The organism is Stenotrophomonas sp. CASM110 (assembly GCF_049384345.1).
GTDB classification, from domain to species: Bacteria; Pseudomonadota; Gammaproteobacteria; order Xanthomonadales; family Xanthomonadaceae; genus Stenotrophomonas; species Stenotrophomonas muris.
In genome coordinates this window covers 139,979-159,043 of sequence record NZ_JBMRGI010000005.1, presented here as the reverse complement: position 1 = coordinate 159,043, position 19,065 = coordinate 139,979, and the positions used below count along the sequence as shown (strand labels likewise).

Genomic DNA, 19,065 nt, shown 5'->3' with positions numbered 1-19,065 from the left:
ATTCCACAAGGAGGAACCCCATGGCGAAGACCAAGAGCACGACCAAGGCCAAGACCGGCAAGCAGAAGCTTGCAGCGGCGGCACCGTCGGCGCCGAACATCGATATCGGGATCACCCAGGGCGACCGCAAGAAGATCGCCGACGGTCTGTCGCGCTTCCAGGCCGATGCGTTCACGCTCTACCTGAAGACGCACAACTTCCACTGGAACGTGACCGGGTCGATGTTCAACTCGCTGCACACCATGTTCGAGACGCAGTACACCGAGCAGTGGGCGGCACTGGACGACGTGGCCGAGCGCATCCGCGCGCTGGGCTTCAATGCCCCGGGCTCCTACCGGGAATTCGCTGCGCTGACCTCGATCGCCGAGGAACCGGGCCTGACCGACAGCGCGGACTGGCGTGAAATGGTACGCCAGTTGGTGGTCGCCAACGAAGCAGTCTGCCGTACGGCACGTGAAGTGCTGGAGGTGGCGGCCAAGGGAGAGGACGCCCCGACCGAGGATCTGATGACCCAGCGGCTGCAGACCCACGAGAAGTACGCCTGGATGCTGCGCTCGCTGCTGCAGTAAGAGTTGGGGGGCCCGGCAGGGCTGCGCCCTGCACCCGCAGAGGCCTTAAAGCCAAGGCCAGAGCCAGAGCAAAAGCTGGCCTCCTGTGGGTAGGCGGGATGGGTCCGGTGGCAGGGGACGCCGTAAACCCGTCCTTGGGGGCTTGGCCGCGGCATCCATGCCGCGGACACCCCTGCCACCGGACCCACCCCGCCTTCGACAGATTTCCGCGATCTGCGGTAAATCCACGCCATGCGTGCATGCTCTGCGGTAGTGCCGGCCGCTGGCCGGCAACCAGGGAAATCTCAGAAGTCAGGCATTGAAGAGCGAAGCGACCGGCTTTTGCTTTTGATTTTTTGTTCTGTCTTTCGTGGCTGGCCGCGCAGGAACCTGTCCGTGGCCGGGCGGGTGGGTTGCGCAGGGGCGTAAGCGCCATGGATGGCGCGCCCGAGCCTACAGGGACGTATTCACGGCGTCCCCTGCGCAGCCCACCCACCCGGCCAACCCCAGAAATCTGCTTTTCGCGGAAAGCCCCCAGCCACGATGGGGCTCCGCCGATGGCCGCCGACCGCGCGCAGCGCCGCTCTCCGCCCGAATCCCGGAACCATGCGCTTGCTCACGGATTGACCACGCGATTGATGACAACGTTGTCCCCACCTGGCGCCGGACTCTCTCCCCGGCCCCCCAGGTACCCCGTCCGCCCCCTCCGTCGCCTTCCCGGGCGACGCCCGGACCTGCGTCACGCGCGGCGCCATCGGGGCCCGCGCGCCCTTTGATCGGAGACTTACCCATGTACGACCCGATTGTGCGCAGTGCCGAACGTTCGACCCGAAGCTGTCGTCCCCGCCACCTGGCCTGGCTGCTTGCCCTGGCCGCCGGTACCGCCGCCCTGCCCGGCCTGGCGCAGGCTGCCAGCTGTGCCGGCGTGGCCCAGTGGGACCAGGCCAGGATCTACCGGGCCGGCGATACCCTGCAGAAAGGAGGCGTCCTCTATCGGGCGAACCAGGACATCTGGAACGCGCCGCCGGACCATCCGGCCGGTGCGCCCTACTACACCAACCTTGGTGCCTGCGATGGCAGCGGCAGCAACCAGCCGCCGGTGGTCAGCCTGACCTCGCCGGCCAACGGCGCCACCTTCAGCGCCGGCAGCACGGTCAACGTGACCGCTACCGCCAGTGACCCGGACGGCAGCGTCGCCAAGGTCGAGTTCTTCCGCGACGGCAGCTCGCTGGGCGTGGCCACCGGTGCGCCGTATGCGGCCAGCTGGGCCAATGCCAGCGCCGGCAGCCACACCCTGCGTGCGGTCGCGACCGACAACAACAACGCCACCACCAGCACCCCGACCATCACCATCACCGTCAACGCCGCCGGTGGCGACACCACCGCACCGAGCGTGCCGGGCGGGCTGGCGGTCGGCACCCGTACCGCCAACAGCATCGCGCTCAGCTGGAGCCCGTCCACCGACAACACCGGTGGCAGTGGCCTGGCTGGCTATGACGTGTACCGCAACGGCAGCCTGGTCGGTTCGCCGTCCAGCGCCAGCTATGTGGATGGCGGGCTGACCGCATCGACCACCTACCGTTACCGCGTGCGGGCGCGCGACAACGCCGGCAACGCGTCGGCGCAGGGCACCGAAATCAGCGCCACCACGCTGGCCGGTGACGGCGGCACCACCGGCAAGCGGGTCATCGGTTACTTCACCCAGTGGGGCATCTACGGCCGCAACTACCGGGTCAAGAACATCGACAGCAGCGGCTCGGCCGCACGCCTGACCCACATCAACTACGCGTTCGGCAACGTGCGCAACAACCGATGCGAAGTCGGCATCACCCAGCCGTCGGATCCGAACAGCGGTGCCGGTGGCGATGCCTTCGCCGACTACACCAAGGCCTTCAGTGCCGCCGAGAGCGTCAGCGGCAGTGCCGATACCTGGGACCAGCCGCTGCGCGGCAACTGGAACCAGCTCAAGCAGCTCAAGGCCAAATACCCGGGCATGAAGGTGCTGATCTCGCTGGGTGGCTGGACCTGGTCGCGCGGCTTCTCCAGCGCAGCGCGCCCGGAAAACCGCCAGGCCTTCGTCGCCTCGTGCATCGACGCCTACATCAAGGGCAACCTGCCGGTGACCGACGGTGCCGGCGGTGCCGGTGCCGCGCTGGGCGTGTTCGACGGCATCGACATCGACTGGGAATACCCGGTGGCCTGTGGCATCGAATGCGGCAAGCCGGAAGACAACGCCAACTTCACCGCGCTGATGGCCGAGTTCCGCCGCCAGCTCGATGCGGTGCGGCCAGGCCTGTTGCTGACGGTGGCGGTGGGTGCCGGCATCGACAAGATCCGTGTCACCGATCCGGCCGCCTACCACCCGTACCTGGACTACATCAACGTGATGACCTACGACTTCCACGGCGCGTGGGATACGAAGACCAATCACCAGTCGGCGCTGTTCGATTCGCCGAATGATCCGTCCACCGGCGACCAGAAGCTGTACAACAGCAACGACGCCATCGAGGCCTTCATCAGCCGTGGCGTGCCCGCCGCCAAGCTCAACCTGGGCATTGGCTACTACGGGCGTGGCTGGACGGGTGTGGCCAACGCCAACAACGGCCTGTACCAGACCGCGACCGGCGCCGCCCCGGGTACGTATGAAGCCGGCATCGAGGACTGGAAGGTGCTGAAGAACCTGGCGTGGCCGGGCTACACCGACAACACCGCCGGTGCCACCTGGATCTACAACGGCAGCACGCTGTGGAGCTTCGACACCCCGGCCAACATCACCCGCAAGATGGGTTACGTGAAGACCCAGGGCCTGGGCGGCGCGTTCGTCTGGGAGTTCAGCGGTGACGATGCGCAGGGCACGCTGACCAAGGCGGTCAGTGATGGCCTGAAGTAAGCAAAAGGCCGGGGATGCGACACGCATCCCTGGCTTCCTGCCTGTAGAGCCGAGCCCATGCTCGGCTGCTGTTTCCGCAGCCGAGCATGGGCTCGGCTCTACAGAAAAAGACCAGCGACGATCAGCGCTTGGCCGACAGCTTCTCCAGCGCGGCACGCAGCTGCGCCGGCGGCAGGTAGCCGCCCAGCTGGGTGCCATCCGGCGCGAAGATCGCCGGCGTTCCATTCACGCCCAGCTGCTGGCCCAGCGCGTACTGCATCGCCACCGGGTTGGTGCAGTTCCTGGCCGGCACGCTGCCACCGCGCTTGGCGTTGGTCAGCGCCTGGCGACGATCCGCTGCACACCAGACCGAGATCATGTCGGTGTAGTCCTTGCTGCCCAGGCCCATGCGCGGAAACGCCAGGTACTCGACGGTGATGCCGTTGCGGTTGAGTTCGGCGATGTCCTGGTGCAGCTTGCGGCAGTAACCACACTCGATGTCGGTGAACACGCTGATGGTGTACTTGGCGTTCGGCGCCGCGAACACGATGCGATCGCCGTGGTTGGCCTTGGCCAGCAGGCCCCGGCGGTAACCAAGCAGGCCCTCGCTGTTGGCCGGGCCCTTGGCGCGGGTGTCGTAAGGCTGCGACTGGAACAGGTAGCGGCCGTCATCGGACACGTACAGCAGCTGGCCGGAAACGACGACCTCGCGGAAGCCGGGGAACGGCGCGGCACCGATGTAATCGACCTGGAAACCCGGATTGAGCGCGGTCAACGCGGCACGTACCGCCTGGTCGGCCGGCGCGTTGGCGGCCGGGCTGGCCTTGGCCGCAGCGGCAGCAGGCGCCTTGGCGGCCGGCGGAGCCGGCTGGGCGCAGGCGGTCAGGCTGAGCGCACCGAACACGGCGGCGATGGCAAATCGGAGCATGGAGCGATCCGCAGCAGAAGAAGACTCCGGATTCTGACACAGCCGCCGGTACCGGGCCGCGACGCCCGGCACGGCCCCGGGCAGCGATTCAGCCCGGCGCTCAGCCGCGCGGATGGTGGCGGGCGTGCAGCTTCTGCAGATGCTCGCGCGCTACCAGGGTGTAGATCTGGGTGGTCGACAAGGAACTGTGGCCGAGCAGCATCTGCAGCGCGCGCAGGTCGGCACCGCGGTTGAGCAGATGGGTGGCGAAGCTGTGGCGCAGGCCATGCGGGCTGATCCGCGCCGGGTCGATGCCGGCCACCTGCGCGTGGCGCTTGACCAGGTGCCAGAACGCCTGCCGGGTCAGCGCATGCAGCGTCGGCTCGATGAACAACGGGGTCTGACCATCCGCCAGGGCATGCACCTTGCCCTTGCCGACCAGCAGCGGGCGCGACTGCTGCAGGTAACGCTCCAGCCAGTGCTGCGATTCCTCGCCCAGCGGCACCAGCCGCTCCTTGCTGCCCTTGCCGGTGACCCGCAACACGCCCTGGCGCAGGTTGACCGCCGTGGCCGGCAGCAGCACCAGCTCGCTCACGCGCAGGCCGGCGGCATACATCAGTTCCAGCATGGCGCGGTCGCGCAGGCCCAGCGGGCTGTCGATGTCCGGTGCCGCCAGCAGCGCATCGATCTGGCTCTCGGCCAGCGCCTTGGGCAACAGCCGCGGCAGCTTCGGGGGGTCGAGCAGCGCACTGGGATCTTCGCTGCGTTCGCCACGGCGCACGCCATCGGCAAAGAACGCCCGCAGCGCCGACAGCAGGCGCGCGTTGCTGCGCGGCGACCAGCCGTGGCGGGTGCGCCAGACCAGGTAGTCGAACAGCCCGGGACGTTCGATGCCGGCCAGGCCACCGTCGCGTCCATCCATCCAACGCGCCAGCCCTTCCAGGTCGCGGCGATAGCTGTCCAGGGTGGCGCGGGCCAGGCCGTTCTCGGCCCAGATCGCATCGAGGAAGCGCTGGATGCGCACACTGTCGTCGGCGCGCAGCTCGGGCAGTTGCTGGACCAGCTGGCGGCGTTCGGCGGGGGTGGAAACAAGGGCCATGCATGCAGGATACGAGGGCCACTGCGGGCACGGCCAGCTTTGCGTATCCTCGGCGCATGTCCCGCCCTGCCACCGACACGGCCCCTGCGGCCGCTACCGAAACGCCCCGTCCGCGCGCGCTGCTGCCCTGGCGCATGCTGGCGATGGTCTACGACGCGCTGCCGGTGCTGGCGCTGTGGATGCTGGCCGGCACGCTGTTCACCCTCGCCTACACCTTCAGCGGCCACGCGCAGCGCGAGAACATCGCACCGTTCAGCGCTTGGCAGTGGCTGCTGTGGGCGGTGTGCTGGGCGATCACGGGGTGGTATGCCACGGCCAGCTGGCGCCGCGGCGGGCAGACGCTGGGCATGCGGCCGTGGCGGCTGAAACTGCAGTCGCGCGATGGCACGCCGTTGCGGCACGGCCAGCTGTGGCTGCGCTTCGCGGTGGGGACGCTGTCGCTGCTGCTGGGCGGCCTGGGATTCTGGTGGGCCTGGGTCGACCCCCAACGCCTGACCTGGCACGACCGCGCCAGCGGCACCCGCCTGGTGCGCATGCCCAAGCGGTGATGCACGATCTGTAGAGCCGAGCCCATGCTCGGCTGGCAGGCGGTGCGCAAAAAGCAGCCGAGCATGGGCTCGGCTCTACAGAATCCAGCACGCTGGGCCGGGATGCTGGTGGTCCTGGCACGGATGCCGAAGCGGTGGATTGCCCCGGTAGCGCCGGGCATGGCCCCGCGCTACCAGAATCAGCCCGACTTGCGCCGGAACAACAGTCCGGACACGGCCAGCATGACGATCGGCGGCAGCGCATAGGCAATGCGGTAATCGAACTTCAGCGCACCGGCCATGCGGCCGAAGAACAGCTGCAGCAGCCAGAAGCCCAGTGCAAACAGGATGCCCAGGAACAGGCGCTTGCCCATGCCGCCGCTACGCAGCGACCCGAACGCGAACGGCACCGCGGCCAGGCACAGCGCCAGCACGTTCACCGGGTAGAACCAGCGGCTCCAGTACACATCCTCGAAATCGCGCGCATCCAGCCCGTTGCGCTGGCGGTAGGCAATGCTGGTGCTCAGCTCGGCCACGCTGAGGTTTCGCGGCTTGGCGATGCCGGTGGCCAGCGCCGCCGGATCCAGCTTCGAGTTCCACGGCTCACGCGCCACTTCCTGGCGGGTGGCCGAGCGCTCGCCGAAGGTGTCGCGACGCACCCCGGTCAGCACCCAACCGTCCTTGTCGTGCTCGGCGGTGGCGGCATGGGTCAACGAGGCGATATTGCCGTCTTCGGCGATCCGGTACAGCCGCACGTCACGCAGGATCAGCCGCGTGCCCTTGTCGCCCACCAGCTGTTCCTCGCCGCTCTGGGCGTTGAGGAAGGTGTCGCCTTCGCGTGCCCATAGGCCGGAGTAGCGGGTGGTGGAGATGTCCCGCCCCCACTTGGCACTGGCCTTCAATGCATCGGCACGGTCCTGCCCCCACGGGCCCAGCGTCTCGGCGCTGAGCACCATCACTGCGGTCAGCAGCGACAGCGCGATCGCCACCGACACGCTCAGGCGCTTGCGCGACAGGCCCAGCGCACGCAGTGCGGTCAGCTCCGAGGTCGCGGCCAGCTGGCCCAGACCCATCAGCGCGCCGATCACCGCGGCGGTCGGGAACATCGTGTAGGCGCGGCGCGGCACCGTGTACAGCACCCAGGCGGCGGCATGGCCCAGGGTGTAGCCGTTCTTGCCGATGTCCTTGAACTCGCCGGAGAACGCCATCACCACGTCCAGGCCGACCAGCACCGCCCAGGTCAGCAGCACCGTGGTGAACACCGACTGGCCCAGGTACAGATCGAAACGCATCGGGCGCAGCCTCATGCGCGGGCTCCCTTCGAGCGGCCCAGGCGGCCATCACGTGCATACATCCAGATCGCCAGCGCCAGCAGCGGCACGGTCAACCACCACAGGCCGAGCGCGGCCGGAATCTTGCCGTTGGCGATCCAGCCACTGCCGATGAACATCAGGTTGGTGCCCACCATGTAGGCCATCAGGGCCAGCATCATGCGGCCGTAGCGCTGCTGGCGCGGCGAGCTGCGACCCAGCGGCACGGTCAGCAGGGCGAAGGCCAGCGCGATCAGCGGCGGTGCCAGGCGGCGGTGCAGCTGCGCCTGCGCCTGGGGGCGCTCATCGCCGATCAGCTGCAGGGTCGGCATCAGTTCCGGGTCGTCCTCGGTGCGGGTCTGTGCACCGTCGGGCAGGGCCACGTCGTTGCGGGCAAAGGTCGCCAGCCGGTAATCCAGCGCGCCGGCCACCGGGCCTTCCACCTGGTGGCCATCATCCAGCTCCAGGAAGCGCTGGCGGGTGCCCTCGAAGAACATGCGGCCACCATTGGCGGACACGACTTCCAGGCGGTCATCCTTCTGGCGCTGCAGGAACACCTTGCCCAGCTGGGTGCCATCGGGCGAGATCGAGGACAGGTACACCACGCCGCCATTGGGCAGCGGGGTGAAGCGGCCCGGCTCCAGGCCGGCCATCAGCACGCTGCGGTTGGCCTCGATGATCATCTGCTCGGCCATCCGGCCGGCCCACGGGCCCAGCCACAGCGAGCAGGCGCCGACCAGCAGCACCACCGGCACCACCAGCATCAGCAGTGGCCGCAGCAGCCGCTTGGGCCCCACGCCAATGGCGGTGATGACCGCCATCTCCGAGTCGCGGTAGAGCCGGGCCACCGCCAGCAGCAGGCCCAGCATCAGCGCCAGCGGCAGGATCAGCGGCAGGTAGGCGATGAACTGCAGGCCCAGCTGGGAGAACAGCAGCTTGGCCGGCAGGCGTCCGTCGGCGATGTTGCCGAGGATGTCCACCAGCACGCCGCCCACGCTGACCACCAGCAGGACGATCAGGGTAGCCAGGAAACTCTGGACGAAATCGCCCAGCAGGTATCGGTCGAGCTTCAGCATGGGGCGGTGGTTTAAACTCTGGGGTTCGTTCGCGGTGCCGCCCAGTCTACTGTCTGGGCGTAAACGGCCTGCGATTGTACGGACTCGCCAATGGAATCTGCTCAATGGCCCTCGAATTCACCCTGAACCACGTTGCTCCGGCCGCCGCCACCGTTGATTGCCTGGTGGTCGGCGCGTATGCCGACCATACCCTGACCCCGGCCGCGCAGGCCCTGGACGCCGCCAGCGGTGGCCGCCTGGCCGCCCTGGCCCAGCGTGGCGACCTGTCCGGCAAGACCGGTGCGACCACCCTGCTGCACGACCTGCCGGGCGTGACCGCGCCGCGCGTGCTGGTGGTCGGCCTCGGCGACGCCGCCCGCTTCGGCGTGCCGCAGTACCTGAAGGCCGTGGGCGACGCGGTGCGCGCGCTGAAGGCCGGCGCCGTCCGCAGCGCGCTGTTCACCCTGTCCGAACTGGCCATCAAGGACCGCGACGCGGCCTGGGCGATCCGCCAGGCAGTGATCGCCGCCGATCACGCCGCCTACCGCTACACCGCCACCCTGGGCAAGAAGAAGGCCGACGATGCCGGCCTGGCCCAGCTGGCCGTGGCCGGTGACGACGCCCAGGCCCTGGCCCAGGGCCAGGCCATCGCCGCCGGTGTCGAGTTCGCCCGCGAGCTGGGCAACCTGCCGCCGAACTATTGCACCCCGGCCTATCTGGCCGACGTGGGCGTGAAGTTCGCCGGCGAGCACGAGGGTGCCGAAGCCGAGATCCTCGACGAGCACCAGATGGAAGCGCTGGGCATGGGCTCGCTGCTGGCCGTGGCCCGCGGTTCGGCCAACCGCCCGCGTCTGGTCGTGCTGAAGTGGAACAATGGCGGCGACGCCAAGCCCTACGTGCTGGTCGGCAAGGGCATCACCTTCGATACCGGTGGCGTCAACCTGAAGACCCAAGGCGGCATCGAAGAGATGAAGTACGACATGTGCGGCGGCGCCAACGTCATCGGCACCTTCGTCGCGGCGGTCAAGGCCAAGCTGCCGCTGAACCTGGTGGTGGTGGTGCCGGCGGTGGAAAACGCCATCGACGGCAACGCCTACCGTCCTTCCGACGTGATCACCTCGATGTCGGGCAAGACCATCGAAGTCGGCAACACCGACGCCGAAGGCCGCCTGATCCTGTGCGACGCGCTGACCTACGCACAGCGCTTCGAGCCGGCCGCGCTGGTCGACGTCGCCACCCTGACCGGTGCCTGCATGGTCGCCCTGGGCCACCAGACCGCCGGCCTGATGAGCAAGCACGACGACCTGGCCAACGAGCTGCTGGCCGCCGGCGAGCACGTGTTCGACCGCGCCTGGCGCCTGCCGCTGTGGGACGAGTACCAGCCGATGCTGGATTCGACCTTCGCCGACGTCTACAACATCGGCGGCCGCTGGGCCGGCGCGATCACCGCCGGCTGCTTCCTGTCGCGCTTCACCGAAGGCCAGCGCTGGGCCCACCTGGACATCGCAGGCGTCGCCAGCGATGAAGGCAAGCGTGGCATGGCCACCGGCCGCCCGGTCGGCCTGCTGAGCCAGTGGCTGCTGGACCAGGTCGCCCGCGCCTGATGCCGTACCCGACCCTGGCCGGCAGACGCCGGCCGGGGCCTCGCCCGGCACTGCCGGGCCCTTGCCTGACCCGGACCCTGCCATGCCCCGCGCCGACTTCTACCTGATCGCCAAGCCCCGCTTCCTGACCGAGCCGTTGCGCCTGGTCTGCGAACTGGCGCGCAAGGCCAACGACGCCGGGCTGTTCACCCTGGTGCTGGCCCGTGACCAGGCCCAGGCCGAGGAACTGGACGAGCTGCTGTGGGCGTTCGACAACGATGCCTACATCCCGCACCAGATTGCCGGCGAAGACATGGACGAGGAAGAGGCCCTGGTGCTGATCGCCGTACCCGGCACCGACGCGCCGGCACGCCCGCTGGTGATCAACCTGCGCGATGAGCCCTGGCTGGGCCAGTGCGAGCGTGTGCTGGAAGTGGTTCCGGCCGATCCGGAAGCGCGCGAACCGCTGCGCGAGCGCTGGCGCCAGTACAAGGCCGCCGGTTACGACCTCAACAAGCACGACATGTGAGCCCGGCGAGGACCCCTTGATGCGCCTGCTGATCGCCCTGATTCTTCCCTGGCTGTCCTTCTTCACCATCGGCCGGCCGCTGGCCGGGATCGTCTGCCTGATCCTGCAGATCACCCTGATCGGCTGGCTGCCCGCCTACGCGGTCAGCCAGTACCACACCGACCAGAAGATCCGCCGCGCCCTCGGGTCGCGCTGATCTCCCTTCCGCCTTGATTACCGGTTCCCCCGCATGACCCAACTCGCCTCCAGCTACGACCCGACGTCCTTCGAGACCGACCTCTACGAGGCCTGGGAGAAGGCCGGCCACTTCAAGCCGTCCGGCACGGGCGAGCCGTACACCATCCTGCTGCCACCGCCGAACGTGACCGGCACCCTGCACATGGGCCATGCCTTCCAGCAGACCCTGATGGATGCGCTGGTGCGCTACCACCGCATGCGCGGCTACGACACGCTGTGGCAGGTCGGTACCGACCATGCCGGCATCGCCACCGAAATGGTGGTCAGCCGCAACCTCGCGCTGGAAGGCAAGGGCGAGACCCGCGATTCGCTGGGCCGCGAAGGCTTCATCGGCAAGGTCTGGGAGTGGAAGCAGCAGTCCGGCGACACCATCGAACGCCAGATGCGCCGCCTCGGCACCTCCGCCGACTGGTCGCGCAGCACTTTCACCATGGACCCGCAGCCATCGGCGGCGGTCAACGAGGCCTTCGTGCGCTGGTACGAGCAGGGCCTGATCTACCGCGGCCAGCGCCTGGTGAACTGGGACCCGGTGCTGAAGACCGCCATTTCCGACCTGGAAGTGGAGAGCGCCGAGGAAGACGGCTTCCTGTGGTCGATCGCCTACACGCTGGATGACGGCCTGAGCTACGAGCACGTCGAGCGCGATGCCGACGGCGTGGAAACCCTGCGCGAAACCCGCGACTACCTGGTCGTCGCCACCACCCGCCCGGAAACGCTGCTGGGCGATACCGCGGTGATGGTGCACCCGGAAGACGAGCGTTACGCGCACCTGATCGGCAGGAACGTGGTGCTGCCGTTGACCGGCCGGCGCGTGCCGGTGATCGCCGACGACTACGTGGACCGCGCGTTCGGCACCGGCGTGGTCAAGGTCACCCCTGCACATGATTTCAACGACTATGAAGTGGGCGTGCGCCACAGCCTGCCGATGATCAACCTGTTCACCCCGGTGGCGGCGCTGAACGAGAACGCGCCGGAACGCTTCCGGGGCCTGGACCGCTATGAAGCACGCAAGGCCGTGCTGGCCGAGCTGGAAGACCTGGGCATCCTGGTCGAGACCAAGGCGCACAAGCTGCAGGTGCCGCGTGGCGACCGAACCGGCCAGGTGATCGAGCCGTACCTGACCGACCAGTGGTTCGTGAAGATGGACGACCTGGCCAAGCGTGGCCTGGAACTGGTCGAGGACGGAAGCATTGCCTTCGTGCCGCCGAACTGGATCAACACCTACCGCCACTGGATGAACAACATCCAGGACTGGTGCATCAGCCGCCAGCTGTGGTGGGGCCACCGCATCCCGGCGTGGTTCGATGCCGCCACCGGCAGCTGCTACGTCGGTCGCAGCGAAGAGGAAGTGCGGGCCAAGCACAACCTGGGCAGCGAGGTGGTGCTGAACCAGGAAAGCGACGTGCTGGAGACCTGGTTCTCCTCGCAGCTGTGGCCGTTCTCCACCCTGGGCTGGCCGAACGAACAGGCCATGGCCGAGCGCGGCTTCGATCGTTACCTGCCGTCGTCGGTGTTGATCACCGGCTTCGACATCATCTTCTTCTGGGTGGCGCGCATGATCATGGCCACCGACAACCTGGTCGGGAAGATCCCGTTCAAGGACGTCTACTTCACCGGCCTGATCCGCGACGGCCAGGGCCAGAAGATGTCCAAGAGCAAGGGCAACGTGCTCGACCCGCTGGACATCATCGACGGCATCACCATCGACGACCTGGTCGCCAAGCGCACCGGCGGCCTGATGCAGCCGAAGATGGTGGAGAAGATCGAGAAGGCCACCCGCAAGGAATTCCCGGACGGCATTGCTGCCCACGGTGCCGATGCGCTGCGCTTCACCATCGCCGCGCTGGCCACCCACGGCCGCGACATCAAGTTCGACATGAACCGCGCCGAGGGCTACAAGAACTTCTGCAACAAGCTGTGGAACGCCAGCCGCTTCGCGCTGATGAACACCGAAGGTGCGGCGTTCACCGGCGTGCCGACCCCGCGCACCGATGCCGAGCGCTGGATCCTTTCGCGCCTGGCCGCCACCACCGCCGAAGCGCAGGGCCATTTCGCCGCGTACCGCTTCGACCTGCTGGCGCAGTGCCTGTACGAGTTCGCCTGGAACGCGTTCTGCGACTGGTTCCTGGAGCTGAGCAAGCCGGCACTGAACGGTGCCGACGCGGCTGATGCCGAAAGCACCCGCCACACCCTGCTGTACGTGCTGGAAGCGCTGCTGCGCCTGCTGCACCCACTCACCCCGTTCATCACCGAACAGCTGTGGCAGCAGCTGGCCCCGCGCCTGGGCCTGGCCGAAACCACGCTGTCGCTGCGGCCGTATCCGACCGCCGCCGAATTCGCCGGTGATTTCGCCCAGGCCGAGGCCGACGTGGAATGGCTGAAGGCGGTGATCAGTGCGGTGCGTCGCGTGCGCAGCGAATTGAACGTCGCGCCGTCCAGGCAGGTGCCGCTGCGGCTGCAGGCCGGCCTGGAGCAGGACCGCGTGCGCATCGAACGCTTCAGCGCCTCGCTGTCGTTCCTGCTGAAGCTGGACAGCATCCAGTGGTTGGCCGAGGGCGAAAGCGCACCGCCGGCGGCCGCCGCGATCGTGGGCGAGCTGAAGCTGCTGGTGCCGCTGGAAGGCCTGGTCGATCTCGATGCCGAGCGCGCGCGCCTGGACAAGGAGATCAAGCGCGTGGAAGGCGAGCAGGAAAAGAGCGAAACCAAGCTGGCCAGGTTCACCGACAAGGTGCCACCGGCGGTGGTCGATCAGGAGCGCGTGCGCCTGGTCGACTGGAACACCCAGCTGGCCGGCCTGCGCGAGCAGCGCGCGAAGCTGTAACGCCGCGCTCTGGTGCGTGCCAACCAAGGTTGGCACCTGCCACGGCAGGGGAGGTTGGCACCTGCCACGGCGGGAGAGGTTGGCACCTACCACGGCGGGAGAGGTTGGCACCCACCGAAGCGGAATCGGAAACGCCGGGCGATGCCCGGCGTTTCCATTTGCCCCGCATGGCATCATCGGCGGATGCCGCTTTCCATCTTCCTGCTCGTCCTCGCTGCCGCGGCGCTGCATGCCAGCTGGAATGCGATCGTCAAGCGCGGCCCGGACAAGTTCCTCGGTACCGTGCTGGTGACCGGCAGTGCCGCGTTGCTGTCGGCCGCCGCCCTGCCCTTCCTGCCCTTCCCGGCCGCGCACAGCTGGCCCTGGCTGGCTGCGTCGGTGCTGCTGCAGGTGACCTACTACGGGCTGGTCGCGCGTTGTTACCAGCAGGTCGACATGAGCCTGGCCTACCCGCTGATGCGTGGCAGCGCGCCGATCCTGGTCGCACTGGCCGGCACCCTGCTCGGTGAGCCATTGCCCGCCGCAGCGTGGCTGGGCGTGGTGCTGGTGAGCACCGGCATCCTGTGCATGGCACTGGGTGCGCGCGGCGGCCAGCTGCGCCTGCCGCTGCTGACAGCGGCGATGATCGCCACCTACACGCTGGTCGATGCGCAGGGTGCGCGCCAGTCCGGCAGCGCGCTCAGCTACACGTTGTGGTTGTTCCTGCTGTCGGGCATCCCGCTGCCGCTGTGGGCGTTGTATACGCGCGGCGGCGCGGTACTGGACTATGCGCGGCAGCATTGGCCGCTGGGACTGGCCGGTGGCGTCGGCACCACCGCCTCCTATGCGATGGCGTTGTGGGCCATGACCCAGGCGCCGGTGGCAATGATCTCGGCGCTGCGCGAATCCTCGATCCTGTTCGCGCTGCTGATCTCGGTGTTCCTGCTGCGCGAGCGGGTGCCGCGCACGCGCTGGCTGGCAGCGTCGCTCATCGTGGGCGGCGTGCTGGCGTTGCGGCTGGCGTGAGCGACGCATCGGTAGTGCCGGCCGCTGGCCGGCAACCCGTCTGCGTTACAGCGGCGGCATTTCCTGCAGATCGCCGTCGACCAGCTCGATCGCCATCACGACCGCATCCTCGCGGCCCTGTGCAGCCGGGTAGTAGCGCGGGCGGCGGCCGATCTCGTTGAATCCTTCGCTGTGATACAGCGCCAGCGCCGGCGTATTGGACGGACGCACTTCCAGGAAGACGCGCTGTGCGCCACGGTCGGCGGCCAGCTGCACCAGCGCGCGCAGCAGCTGGCGGCCCAGCCCGCGCGACTGTGCCAGCGGATCGATGCAGATGTTCAGCACGTGCGCTTCATCGGCGGCGATGCTGAGCACGCCATAGCCGACCAGCAGGCCATCGCGCTCCATCGCCAGGCCGGGATAGCCGGCACGCAGGCAGTCGATGAAGATGCCGCGGGTCCAGGGAAAAGGGTAGCCGCGCAGTTCGATCGCCATTACCGCATTGAGGTCGCTCTCGCGCAACGCACGCAGGCTGACCGGGCCGGGCCGGGTGACCGCGCTCATGGCGTGCCCCGCTTGCGCAGGGCACGCAGCTGCGGCCACAGCGCACGCTTGGCGGCCGGGTCGTGGCGCAGCTGGTCCAGCGGCCAGCTGTCCATCAACCGCTGCGTAGCCGGGTCGTTCGGGTTGCAGCCGGACGCACGCAGCAGCGCGATCTGCAGGCGATCCGGCAGGCGGACCACCGGCTGGCGCGCGTTGCCGCTGGGCATCGGGCGCTCAGCCGCCGGCACGGTATCCGGGGCACTGACCGGCGTTTCGCGGCGCGGCGGTGCCGGCCGTTCCGGGCGGGCTGCGGGCGCCACCCCGGCATGCTGTTCGCGCGACGGCACGGGGGCCCGCACCGGTTCCGGCGGGGCGACGCTGGCCTCGGCTTCGGCCACGCTCAACTGCAGCGCGGCATCCAGCTCGGCAGCCAGCTGGCCATCGTGATAGACGGTGTAGCCCATGGCCTGCAGCCAGGCCTGCTGGGCCGGTGACCACAGCACGGGCAGGTCCTGGCTCACGCGGCCTCGGGCTTCTTGCGCAGGCGCTGCACGGCCCACATCACCGGGCCGGACAAGGCGTACAGGATGCCGACCGCGAACAGCACGCGCGGCAGGTCGATGACCGCAATGGCGATCGCCACCGGCACCAGTGCCAGCACCAGGAACGGCACGCGGTCCGAACGGGTGCCCTTGGCAGCGCCACCCTTGAAGCTCCAGAAGCGGATGCGGCTGACCATCAGCAGCGCAGCGATGATCGTCACCGCCAGCGCCACGTACCGCAGCTGGTTGCCGTCCCAGCCCAGGTTGCCATCGGCGAACGCCCAGACGAAGGACATCATCAGGCCCGCTGCTGCCGGGCTGGCCAGGCCGACGAACCAGCGCTTGTCGACCACCGCTACCTGGGTATTGAAGCGGGCCAGGCGCAGCGCCGCGCAGGCCGCATACAGGAAGGCCACGGCCCAGCCGACGCGGCCGAGCAGCGGATCGTCGAACTTCAGCCACGACAGCGACCAGTGGTACATCACCAGCGCCGGGGCCATGCCGAAGCTGACCAGGTCGGCCAGCGAGTCGTACTGCACGCCGAATTCGCTGCTGGTACCGGTCAGGCGCGCCACGCGCCCGTCCAGTCCATCCATCACCGCCGCCACGAACACGGCGATGCTGGCATTAACGAAATCCCCGTTGGCCGCGGCGATGATCGCGTAGAAACCGGCGAACAGGCCGGCGGTGGTGAACAGGTTGGGCAGCAGGTAAATCGTGCGCGAGCGCGGCGGCGGTGTGATCGGGTCCATGGAATCCAGTTTAATCGACTTGCCAGCGGTCGGCGCCAATGCTGCAATCGGCGTTCTGCGCCCATTCCGTGGAGTCTGCCATGCGTGCCCTGTCCTGCCTTGGATGCCTGCTGCTGTTGGCCAGTGCCAACGCCTTGGCCGGCCCCGTCTACAAATGGAAGGACGCCCATGGCGTAACCCAGTATTCGGAGACCCCGCCGGCGGGCAAGAAGTTCGAGACCCGCGAACAGGCCCGCACCCCGCAGGCCGCAGCCAGCACCGAGACCCCGGCCGCGCCGGTCCCTGGGCAGTGCAGCACGGCCCGGGCCAACCTGGCCCTGCTGGACGGTGGTGGCCAGGTGATGCAGGACACCGATGGTGATGGCAAGGCCGATACCCCTCCCCCCGGCCGGGCTGGCAGAATAGAGGTCTCTGCCGTTATCCGAAGCCGACGATGCGCCTCTCCCAGTTCCACCTGCATACCACCAAGGAAACCCCCAGCGACGCCGAGCTGACCAGCCATCGGCTGATGCTGCGCGCGGGCATGATCCGCAAGCTGGCATCGGGCCTGTACACCTGGTCGCCGCTGGGCCTGCGCGTGCTGCGCAAGGTCGAGCGCATCGTGCGCGAGGAAATGGACCGGGCCGGTGCCGTGGAATTCCAGATCCCGACCATCCAGCCGAAGGAACTGTGGGAGCAGACCGGCCGCTGGCAGAAGTTCGGCCCGCAGCTGCTGAAGATCAAGGACCGCAAGGACCAGGTGTTCTGCTACAGCCCGACCGCCGAAGAAGCCGCCTGCGACTTCGCGCGCAGCGAGCTGTCCAGCTACAAGCAGCTGCCGGTGAACTTCTACCAGGTGCAGACCAAGTTCCGCGACGAGATCCGCCCGCGCTTCGGCGTGATGCGTTCGCGCGAGTTCCTGATGAAGGACGCCTATTCGTTCCACCTGCACGATGAGTGCCTGGTGCGCGAATACGAGAACATGAAGTCGGCCTACAGCCGCATCTTCACCCGCCTCGGCCTGGATTTCCGCATGGTGCAGGCGGACTCCGGTGCCATCGGCGGTGATGCGTCGCAGGAATTCCACGTCATCGCCGATTCCGGCGAGGACGCGCTGGTGTTCTCCACCGGCTCGGACTACGCAGCCAACATGGAAGCGGCGATTGCCGCCGACCCGGCGCCGCGTGCGGCCGCCACCGAAACGATGCGCAAGGTGGATACCCCCACCCAGAAGACCTGCGAGGACGTCGCGGCGCTGCTCGGCATCGACCTGCAGCGCACGGTGAAGTCGGTGGCGCTGATCGCCGGCGAAGGCAAGGCACAGCAGTTCGTGCTGGCGCTGGTGCGTGGCGACCATGAGGTCAACGAGATCAAGCTGGCCAAGGTCGCCGGCCTGGACGAGCAGCGCTTCGCCAGCGAGGCGGAAATCGCCGAGCACCTGGGCAGCGTGCCGGGCTTCCTTGGCCCGGTCGCGCCGGCCAAGGCCATCCGCGTGGTCGCCGATCGCGAAGTGGCGGCGATGGCCGACTTCGTCGTCGGCGCCAACGAAGCCGGTTTCCACCTGGCCGGCGTCAACTGGGGCCGCGACCTGCCGGAACCGGAAGTGGCCGACATCCGCAACGTGCGGGCCGGCGACCGTGCCGTGGACGGCGGTGAACTGAAGATCGCACGTGGCATCGAAGTCGGCCATGTGTTCCAGCTCGGCCGCAAGTACGCCGAAGCGCTGGATGCCACCGTGCTGGACGAGAACGGCAAGGCCGCGGTGATGGCGATGGGGTGCTACGGCATCGGCATCTCGCGCGTGGTGGCTGCCGCGATCGAACAGAACCATGACGATGCCGGCATCATCTGGCCGGACGCGATGGCGCCGTGGCAGGTGGTGGTGTGCGTGATCAACCCGAAGGGCGATGCGGCCGTGGCCGACGCCGCTGCCAACCTGCTGCAGGAGCTGCGCGACGCGGGCCTGGACGCTGCACTCGACGACCGCGGCCTGCGCCCGGGCGCGATGTTCGCCGACATGGAGCTGATCGGTATTCCGCATCGCGTGGTGGTCAGCGAACGCGGCCTGGCCGCTGGCACCTACGAGTACCGCTCGCGCCGCGCCAGCGACGCGGAGAACCTGGACAAGGCCTCCCTGCTGCAGCGTCTGCAGGGCTGATCAGGAAAAGACCGGGGCCTGCCCCGGTCTTTTTTCTTGCCCGCGCCCTTCCCCGATATTGCAGCGGACATAATCCGGTCAAAATCACCGCGACGGCGTCTGCATGCCGCCACGCCATGACCCGCCTGCATTTGTGCTGTGATTAATTCATCTCTATTCTGTCCGCCGACGCCATGGACTGGCTTGTCCCGTCCACACATTAGTTTCCGGAGTAACCGTAAATGAGCATTGACCTGACCGGCCTGTCAGCACGCGAGCTGGGCGCCCTGATCCGTACCGCCAAGAAGCAGCAGACCATCGTCGCCAAGCGCCGGCCGATCACCAAGGTCCGGGCCCAGCTGACCAAGCTGGCCAAGACCGAGGGTTACACCATCGAAGAACTGTTCGGCAGCGCCCCGGCCACGCGTGCCCGCAAGGCCGCCCCGGCCGCCAAGGCCCCGTCGAAGACCGCCGGCCGCAAGCTGGGCAAGGTTGCACCGAAGTACCGCAACCCGGCCAATCCGAAGGAAACCTGGACCGGCCGTGGCAAGCAGCCGCGCTGGATGGCTGAACTGACCGCCAAGGGCAACAAGAAGCCGGAAGATTTCCTGATCAAGAAGGCCTGAGGCCGGGATCAGGTTGG

The 19,065-nt window shown here is 68.1% G+C and carries 18 protein-coding genes; 11 read left to right on the top strand and 7 right to left on the bottom strand.

Annotated elements, in window-relative coordinates; translation table 11 throughout:
* Positions 1 to 20: 20 nt before the first annotated feature.
* Positions 21 to 569 (top strand): Dps family protein, encoded by a 549-nt coding sequence (locus VG561_RS05820; protein ID WP_049440318.1) that lies wholly within the window; start codon positions 21 to 23, stop codon positions 567 to 569.
* Positions 570 to 1,338: 769 nt separating this feature from the next.
* Positions 1,339 to 3,438: a glycosyl hydrolase family 18 protein gene (locus tag VG561_RS05815; protein WP_241887265.1), complete on the top strand. Its 2,100-nt coding sequence runs from the start codon at positions 1,339 to 1,341 to the stop codon at positions 3,436 to 3,438.
* Positions 3,439 to 3,559: 121 nt separating this feature from the next.
* On the opposite strand, the gene VG561_RS05810 is transcribed toward VG561_RS05815, so the two are convergent.
* Together VG561_RS05810 and xerD are read right to left on the bottom strand one after the other, a co-directional pair.
* Positions 3,560 to 4,345, bottom strand: coding sequence for a thioredoxin fold domain-containing protein (locus VG561_RS05810; RefSeq protein WP_014645882.1), 786 nt, complete (start codon positions 4,343 to 4,345; stop codon positions 3,560 to 3,562).
* Positions 4,346 to 4,445: 100 nt separating this feature from the next.
* The gene (gene xerD / locus VG561_RS05805) at positions 4,446 to 5,423 is read right to left on the bottom strand and encodes a site-specific tyrosine recombinase XerD (protein WP_423179452.1); all 978 of its coding nucleotides are present in this window, start codon (positions 5,421 to 5,423) and stop codon (positions 4,446 to 4,448) included.
* Positions 5,424 to 5,479: 56 nt separating this feature from the next.
* Here xerD and VG561_RS05800 point away from each other — a divergent pair, with 56 nt between their 5' ends.
* On the top strand, positions 5,480 to 5,971 hold the full coding sequence (locus VG561_RS05800) for an RDD family protein (protein WP_423179451.1): 492 nt from the start codon (positions 5,480 to 5,482) through the stop codon (positions 5,969 to 5,971).
* 179 nt (positions 5,972 to 6,150) lie between these two features.
* On the opposite strand, the gene lptG is transcribed toward VG561_RS05800, so the two are convergent.
* Positions 6,151 to 7,257 (bottom strand): LPS export ABC transporter permease LptG, encoded by a 1,107-nt coding sequence (gene lptG, locus VG561_RS05795; RefSeq protein WP_032962258.1) that lies wholly within the window; start codon positions 7,255 to 7,257, stop codon positions 6,151 to 6,153.
* The gene (gene lptF, locus VG561_RS05790; protein WP_032962260.1) at positions 7,254 to 8,336 is read right to left on the bottom strand and encodes an LPS export ABC transporter permease LptF; all 1,083 of its coding nucleotides are present in this window, start codon (positions 8,334 to 8,336) and stop codon (positions 7,254 to 7,256) included. The genes lptG and lptF overlap by 4 nt, the downstream gene beginning before the upstream one ends.
* A 104-nt stretch (positions 8,337 to 8,440) precedes the next feature.
* Between lptF and VG561_RS05785 the strand changes: the two genes are divergently transcribed.
* The 5 genes from VG561_RS05785 (at position 8,441) to VG561_RS05765 (ending at position 14,490) form a co-directional block, all read left to right on the top strand.
* A complete protein-coding gene (locus VG561_RS05785) occupies positions 8,441 to 9,919 on the top strand; it encodes a leucyl aminopeptidase (protein ID WP_197574388.1) in 1,479 nt (492 codons plus the stop codon).
* A gap of 82 nt (positions 9,920 to 10,001) precedes the next feature.
* Positions 10,002 to 10,427 carry a DNA polymerase III subunit chi gene (locus VG561_RS05780; RefSeq protein ID WP_014645876.1) on the top strand — a complete coding sequence of 142 codons (426 nt, stop codon included), beginning with the start codon at positions 10,002 to 10,004 and terminating at the stop codon, positions 10,425 to 10,427.
* Between the two features lie 19 nt (positions 10,428 to 10,446).
* Positions 10,447 to 10,623 (top strand): YqaE/Pmp3 family membrane protein, encoded by a 177-nt coding sequence (locus tag VG561_RS05775; protein WP_423179450.1) that lies wholly within the window; start codon positions 10,447 to 10,449, stop codon positions 10,621 to 10,623.
* Between the two features lie 33 nt (positions 10,624 to 10,656).
* Complete coding sequence (locus VG561_RS05770) at positions 10,657 to 13,485, top strand: valine--tRNA ligase (protein ID WP_046428421.1); 2,829 nt, start codon at positions 10,657 to 10,659, stop codon at positions 13,483 to 13,485.
* A 183-nt stretch (positions 13,486 to 13,668) separates the two neighbouring features.
* Positions 13,669 to 14,490, top strand: a complete 822-nt coding sequence (locus VG561_RS05765) for an EamA family transporter (RefSeq protein WP_032962266.1) — start codon at positions 13,669 to 13,671, stop codon at positions 14,488 to 14,490.
* A gap of 45 nt (positions 14,491 to 14,535) precedes the next feature.
* Here the strand turns inward: VG561_RS05765 and rimI are convergent, their stop codons facing one another.
* The 3 genes from rimI to pssA are packed head-to-tail and all read right to left on the bottom strand — an operon-like array spanning position 14,536 to position 16,306.
* Positions 14,536 to 15,033: a ribosomal protein S18-alanine N-acetyltransferase gene (gene rimI, locus VG561_RS05760; RefSeq protein WP_014645873.1), complete on the bottom strand. Its 498-nt coding sequence runs from the start codon at positions 15,031 to 15,033 to the stop codon at positions 14,536 to 14,538.
* Positions 15,030 to 15,533, bottom strand: coding sequence for a hypothetical protein (locus tag VG561_RS05755; protein WP_014645872.1), 504 nt, complete (start codon positions 15,531 to 15,533; stop codon positions 15,030 to 15,032). Before VG561_RS05755 ends, rimI begins: the two co-directional genes overlap by 4 nt.
* On the bottom strand, positions 15,530 to 16,306 hold the full coding sequence (gene pssA, locus VG561_RS05750) for a CDP-diacylglycerol--serine O-phosphatidyltransferase (RefSeq protein ID WP_005415206.1): 777 nt from the start codon (positions 16,304 to 16,306) through the stop codon (positions 15,530 to 15,532). Before pssA ends, VG561_RS05755 begins: the two co-directional genes overlap by 4 nt.
* Before the next feature lie 80 nt (positions 16,307 to 16,386).
* On the opposite strand from pssA, the gene VG561_RS05745 reads away from it, so the two are divergent.
* From VG561_RS05745 to VG561_RS05735, 3 genes are all read left to right on the top strand, one after another.
* Positions 16,387 to 16,800, top strand: coding sequence for a DUF4124 domain-containing protein (locus tag VG561_RS05745; protein WP_423179449.1), 414 nt, complete (start codon positions 16,387 to 16,389; stop codon positions 16,798 to 16,800).
* Complete coding sequence (locus tag VG561_RS05740) at positions 16,740 to 18,443, top strand: proline--tRNA ligase (RefSeq protein WP_046428415.1); 1,704 nt, start codon at positions 16,740 to 16,742, stop codon at positions 18,441 to 18,443. The genes VG561_RS05745 and VG561_RS05740 overlap by 61 nt, the downstream gene beginning before the upstream one ends.
* A 221-nt stretch (positions 18,444 to 18,664) precedes the next feature.
* On the top strand, positions 18,665 to 19,048 hold the full coding sequence (locus VG561_RS05735) for an H-NS family nucleoid-associated regulatory protein (protein ID WP_010480700.1): 384 nt from the start codon (positions 18,665 to 18,667) through the stop codon (positions 19,046 to 19,048).
* The last annotated feature ends 17 nt before the right edge of the window (positions 19,049 to 19,065 follow it).

What these genes read in the sequence shown, in the direction of transcription:
- VG561_RS05775 (WP_423179450.1), top strand. Translation starts at nt 10,447, where the DNA reads ATGCGCCTGCTGATCGCCCTGATTCTTCCCTGGCTGTCCTTCTTCACC.
- lptG (WP_032962258.1), bottom strand. Translation starts at nt 7,257, where the DNA reads ATGAGGCTGCGCCCGATGCGTTTCGATCTGTACCTGGGCCAGTCGGTG.
- rimI (WP_014645873.1), bottom strand. Translation starts at nt 15,033, where the DNA reads ATGAGCGCGGTCACCCGGCCCGGCCCGGTCAGCCTGCGTGCGTTGCGC.
- VG561_RS05765 (WP_032962266.1), top strand. Translation starts at nt 13,669, where the DNA reads ATGCCGCTTTCCATCTTCCTGCTCGTCCTCGCTGCCGCGGCGCTGCAT.
- VG561_RS05780 (WP_014645876.1), top strand. Translation starts at nt 10,002, where the DNA reads ATGCCCCGCGCCGACTTCTACCTGATCGCCAAGCCCCGCTTCCTGACC.
- VG561_RS05735 (WP_010480700.1), top strand. Translation starts at nt 18,665, where the DNA reads ATGAGCATTGACCTGACCGGCCTGTCAGCACGCGAGCTGGGCGCCCTG.
- xerD (WP_423179452.1), bottom strand. Translation starts at nt 5,423, where the DNA reads ATGGCCCTTGTTTCCACCCCCGCCGAACGCCGCCAGCTGGTCCAGCAA.
- lptF (WP_032962260.1), bottom strand. Translation starts at nt 8,336, where the DNA reads ATGCTGAAGCTCGACCGATACCTGCTGGGCGATTTCGTCCAGAGTTTC.
- pssA (WP_005415206.1), bottom strand. Translation starts at nt 16,306, where the DNA reads ATGGACCCGATCACACCGCCGCCGCGCTCGCGCACGATTTACCTGCTG.
- VG561_RS05800 (WP_423179451.1), top strand. Translation starts at nt 5,480, where the DNA reads ATGTCCCGCCCTGCCACCGACACGGCCCCTGCGGCCGCTACCGAAACG.
- VG561_RS05740 (WP_046428415.1), top strand. Translation starts at nt 16,740, where the DNA reads ATGCGCCTCTCCCAGTTCCACCTGCATACCACCAAGGAAACCCCCAGC.
- VG561_RS05745 (WP_423179449.1), top strand. Translation starts at nt 16,387, where the DNA reads ATGCGTGCCCTGTCCTGCCTTGGATGCCTGCTGCTGTTGGCCAGTGCC.
- VG561_RS05815 (WP_241887265.1), top strand. Translation starts at nt 1,339, where the DNA reads ATGTACGACCCGATTGTGCGCAGTGCCGAACGTTCGACCCGAAGCTGT.
- VG561_RS05810 (WP_014645882.1), bottom strand. Translation starts at nt 4,345, where the DNA reads ATGCTCCGATTTGCCATCGCCGCCGTGTTCGGTGCGCTCAGCCTGACC.
- VG561_RS05785 (WP_197574388.1), top strand. Translation starts at nt 8,441, where the DNA reads ATGGCCCTCGAATTCACCCTGAACCACGTTGCTCCGGCCGCCGCCACC.
- VG561_RS05770 (WP_046428421.1), top strand. Translation starts at nt 10,657, where the DNA reads ATGACCCAACTCGCCTCCAGCTACGACCCGACGTCCTTCGAGACCGAC.
- VG561_RS05820 (WP_049440318.1), top strand. Translation starts at nt 21, where the DNA reads ATGGCGAAGACCAAGAGCACGACCAAGGCCAAGACCGGCAAGCAGAAG.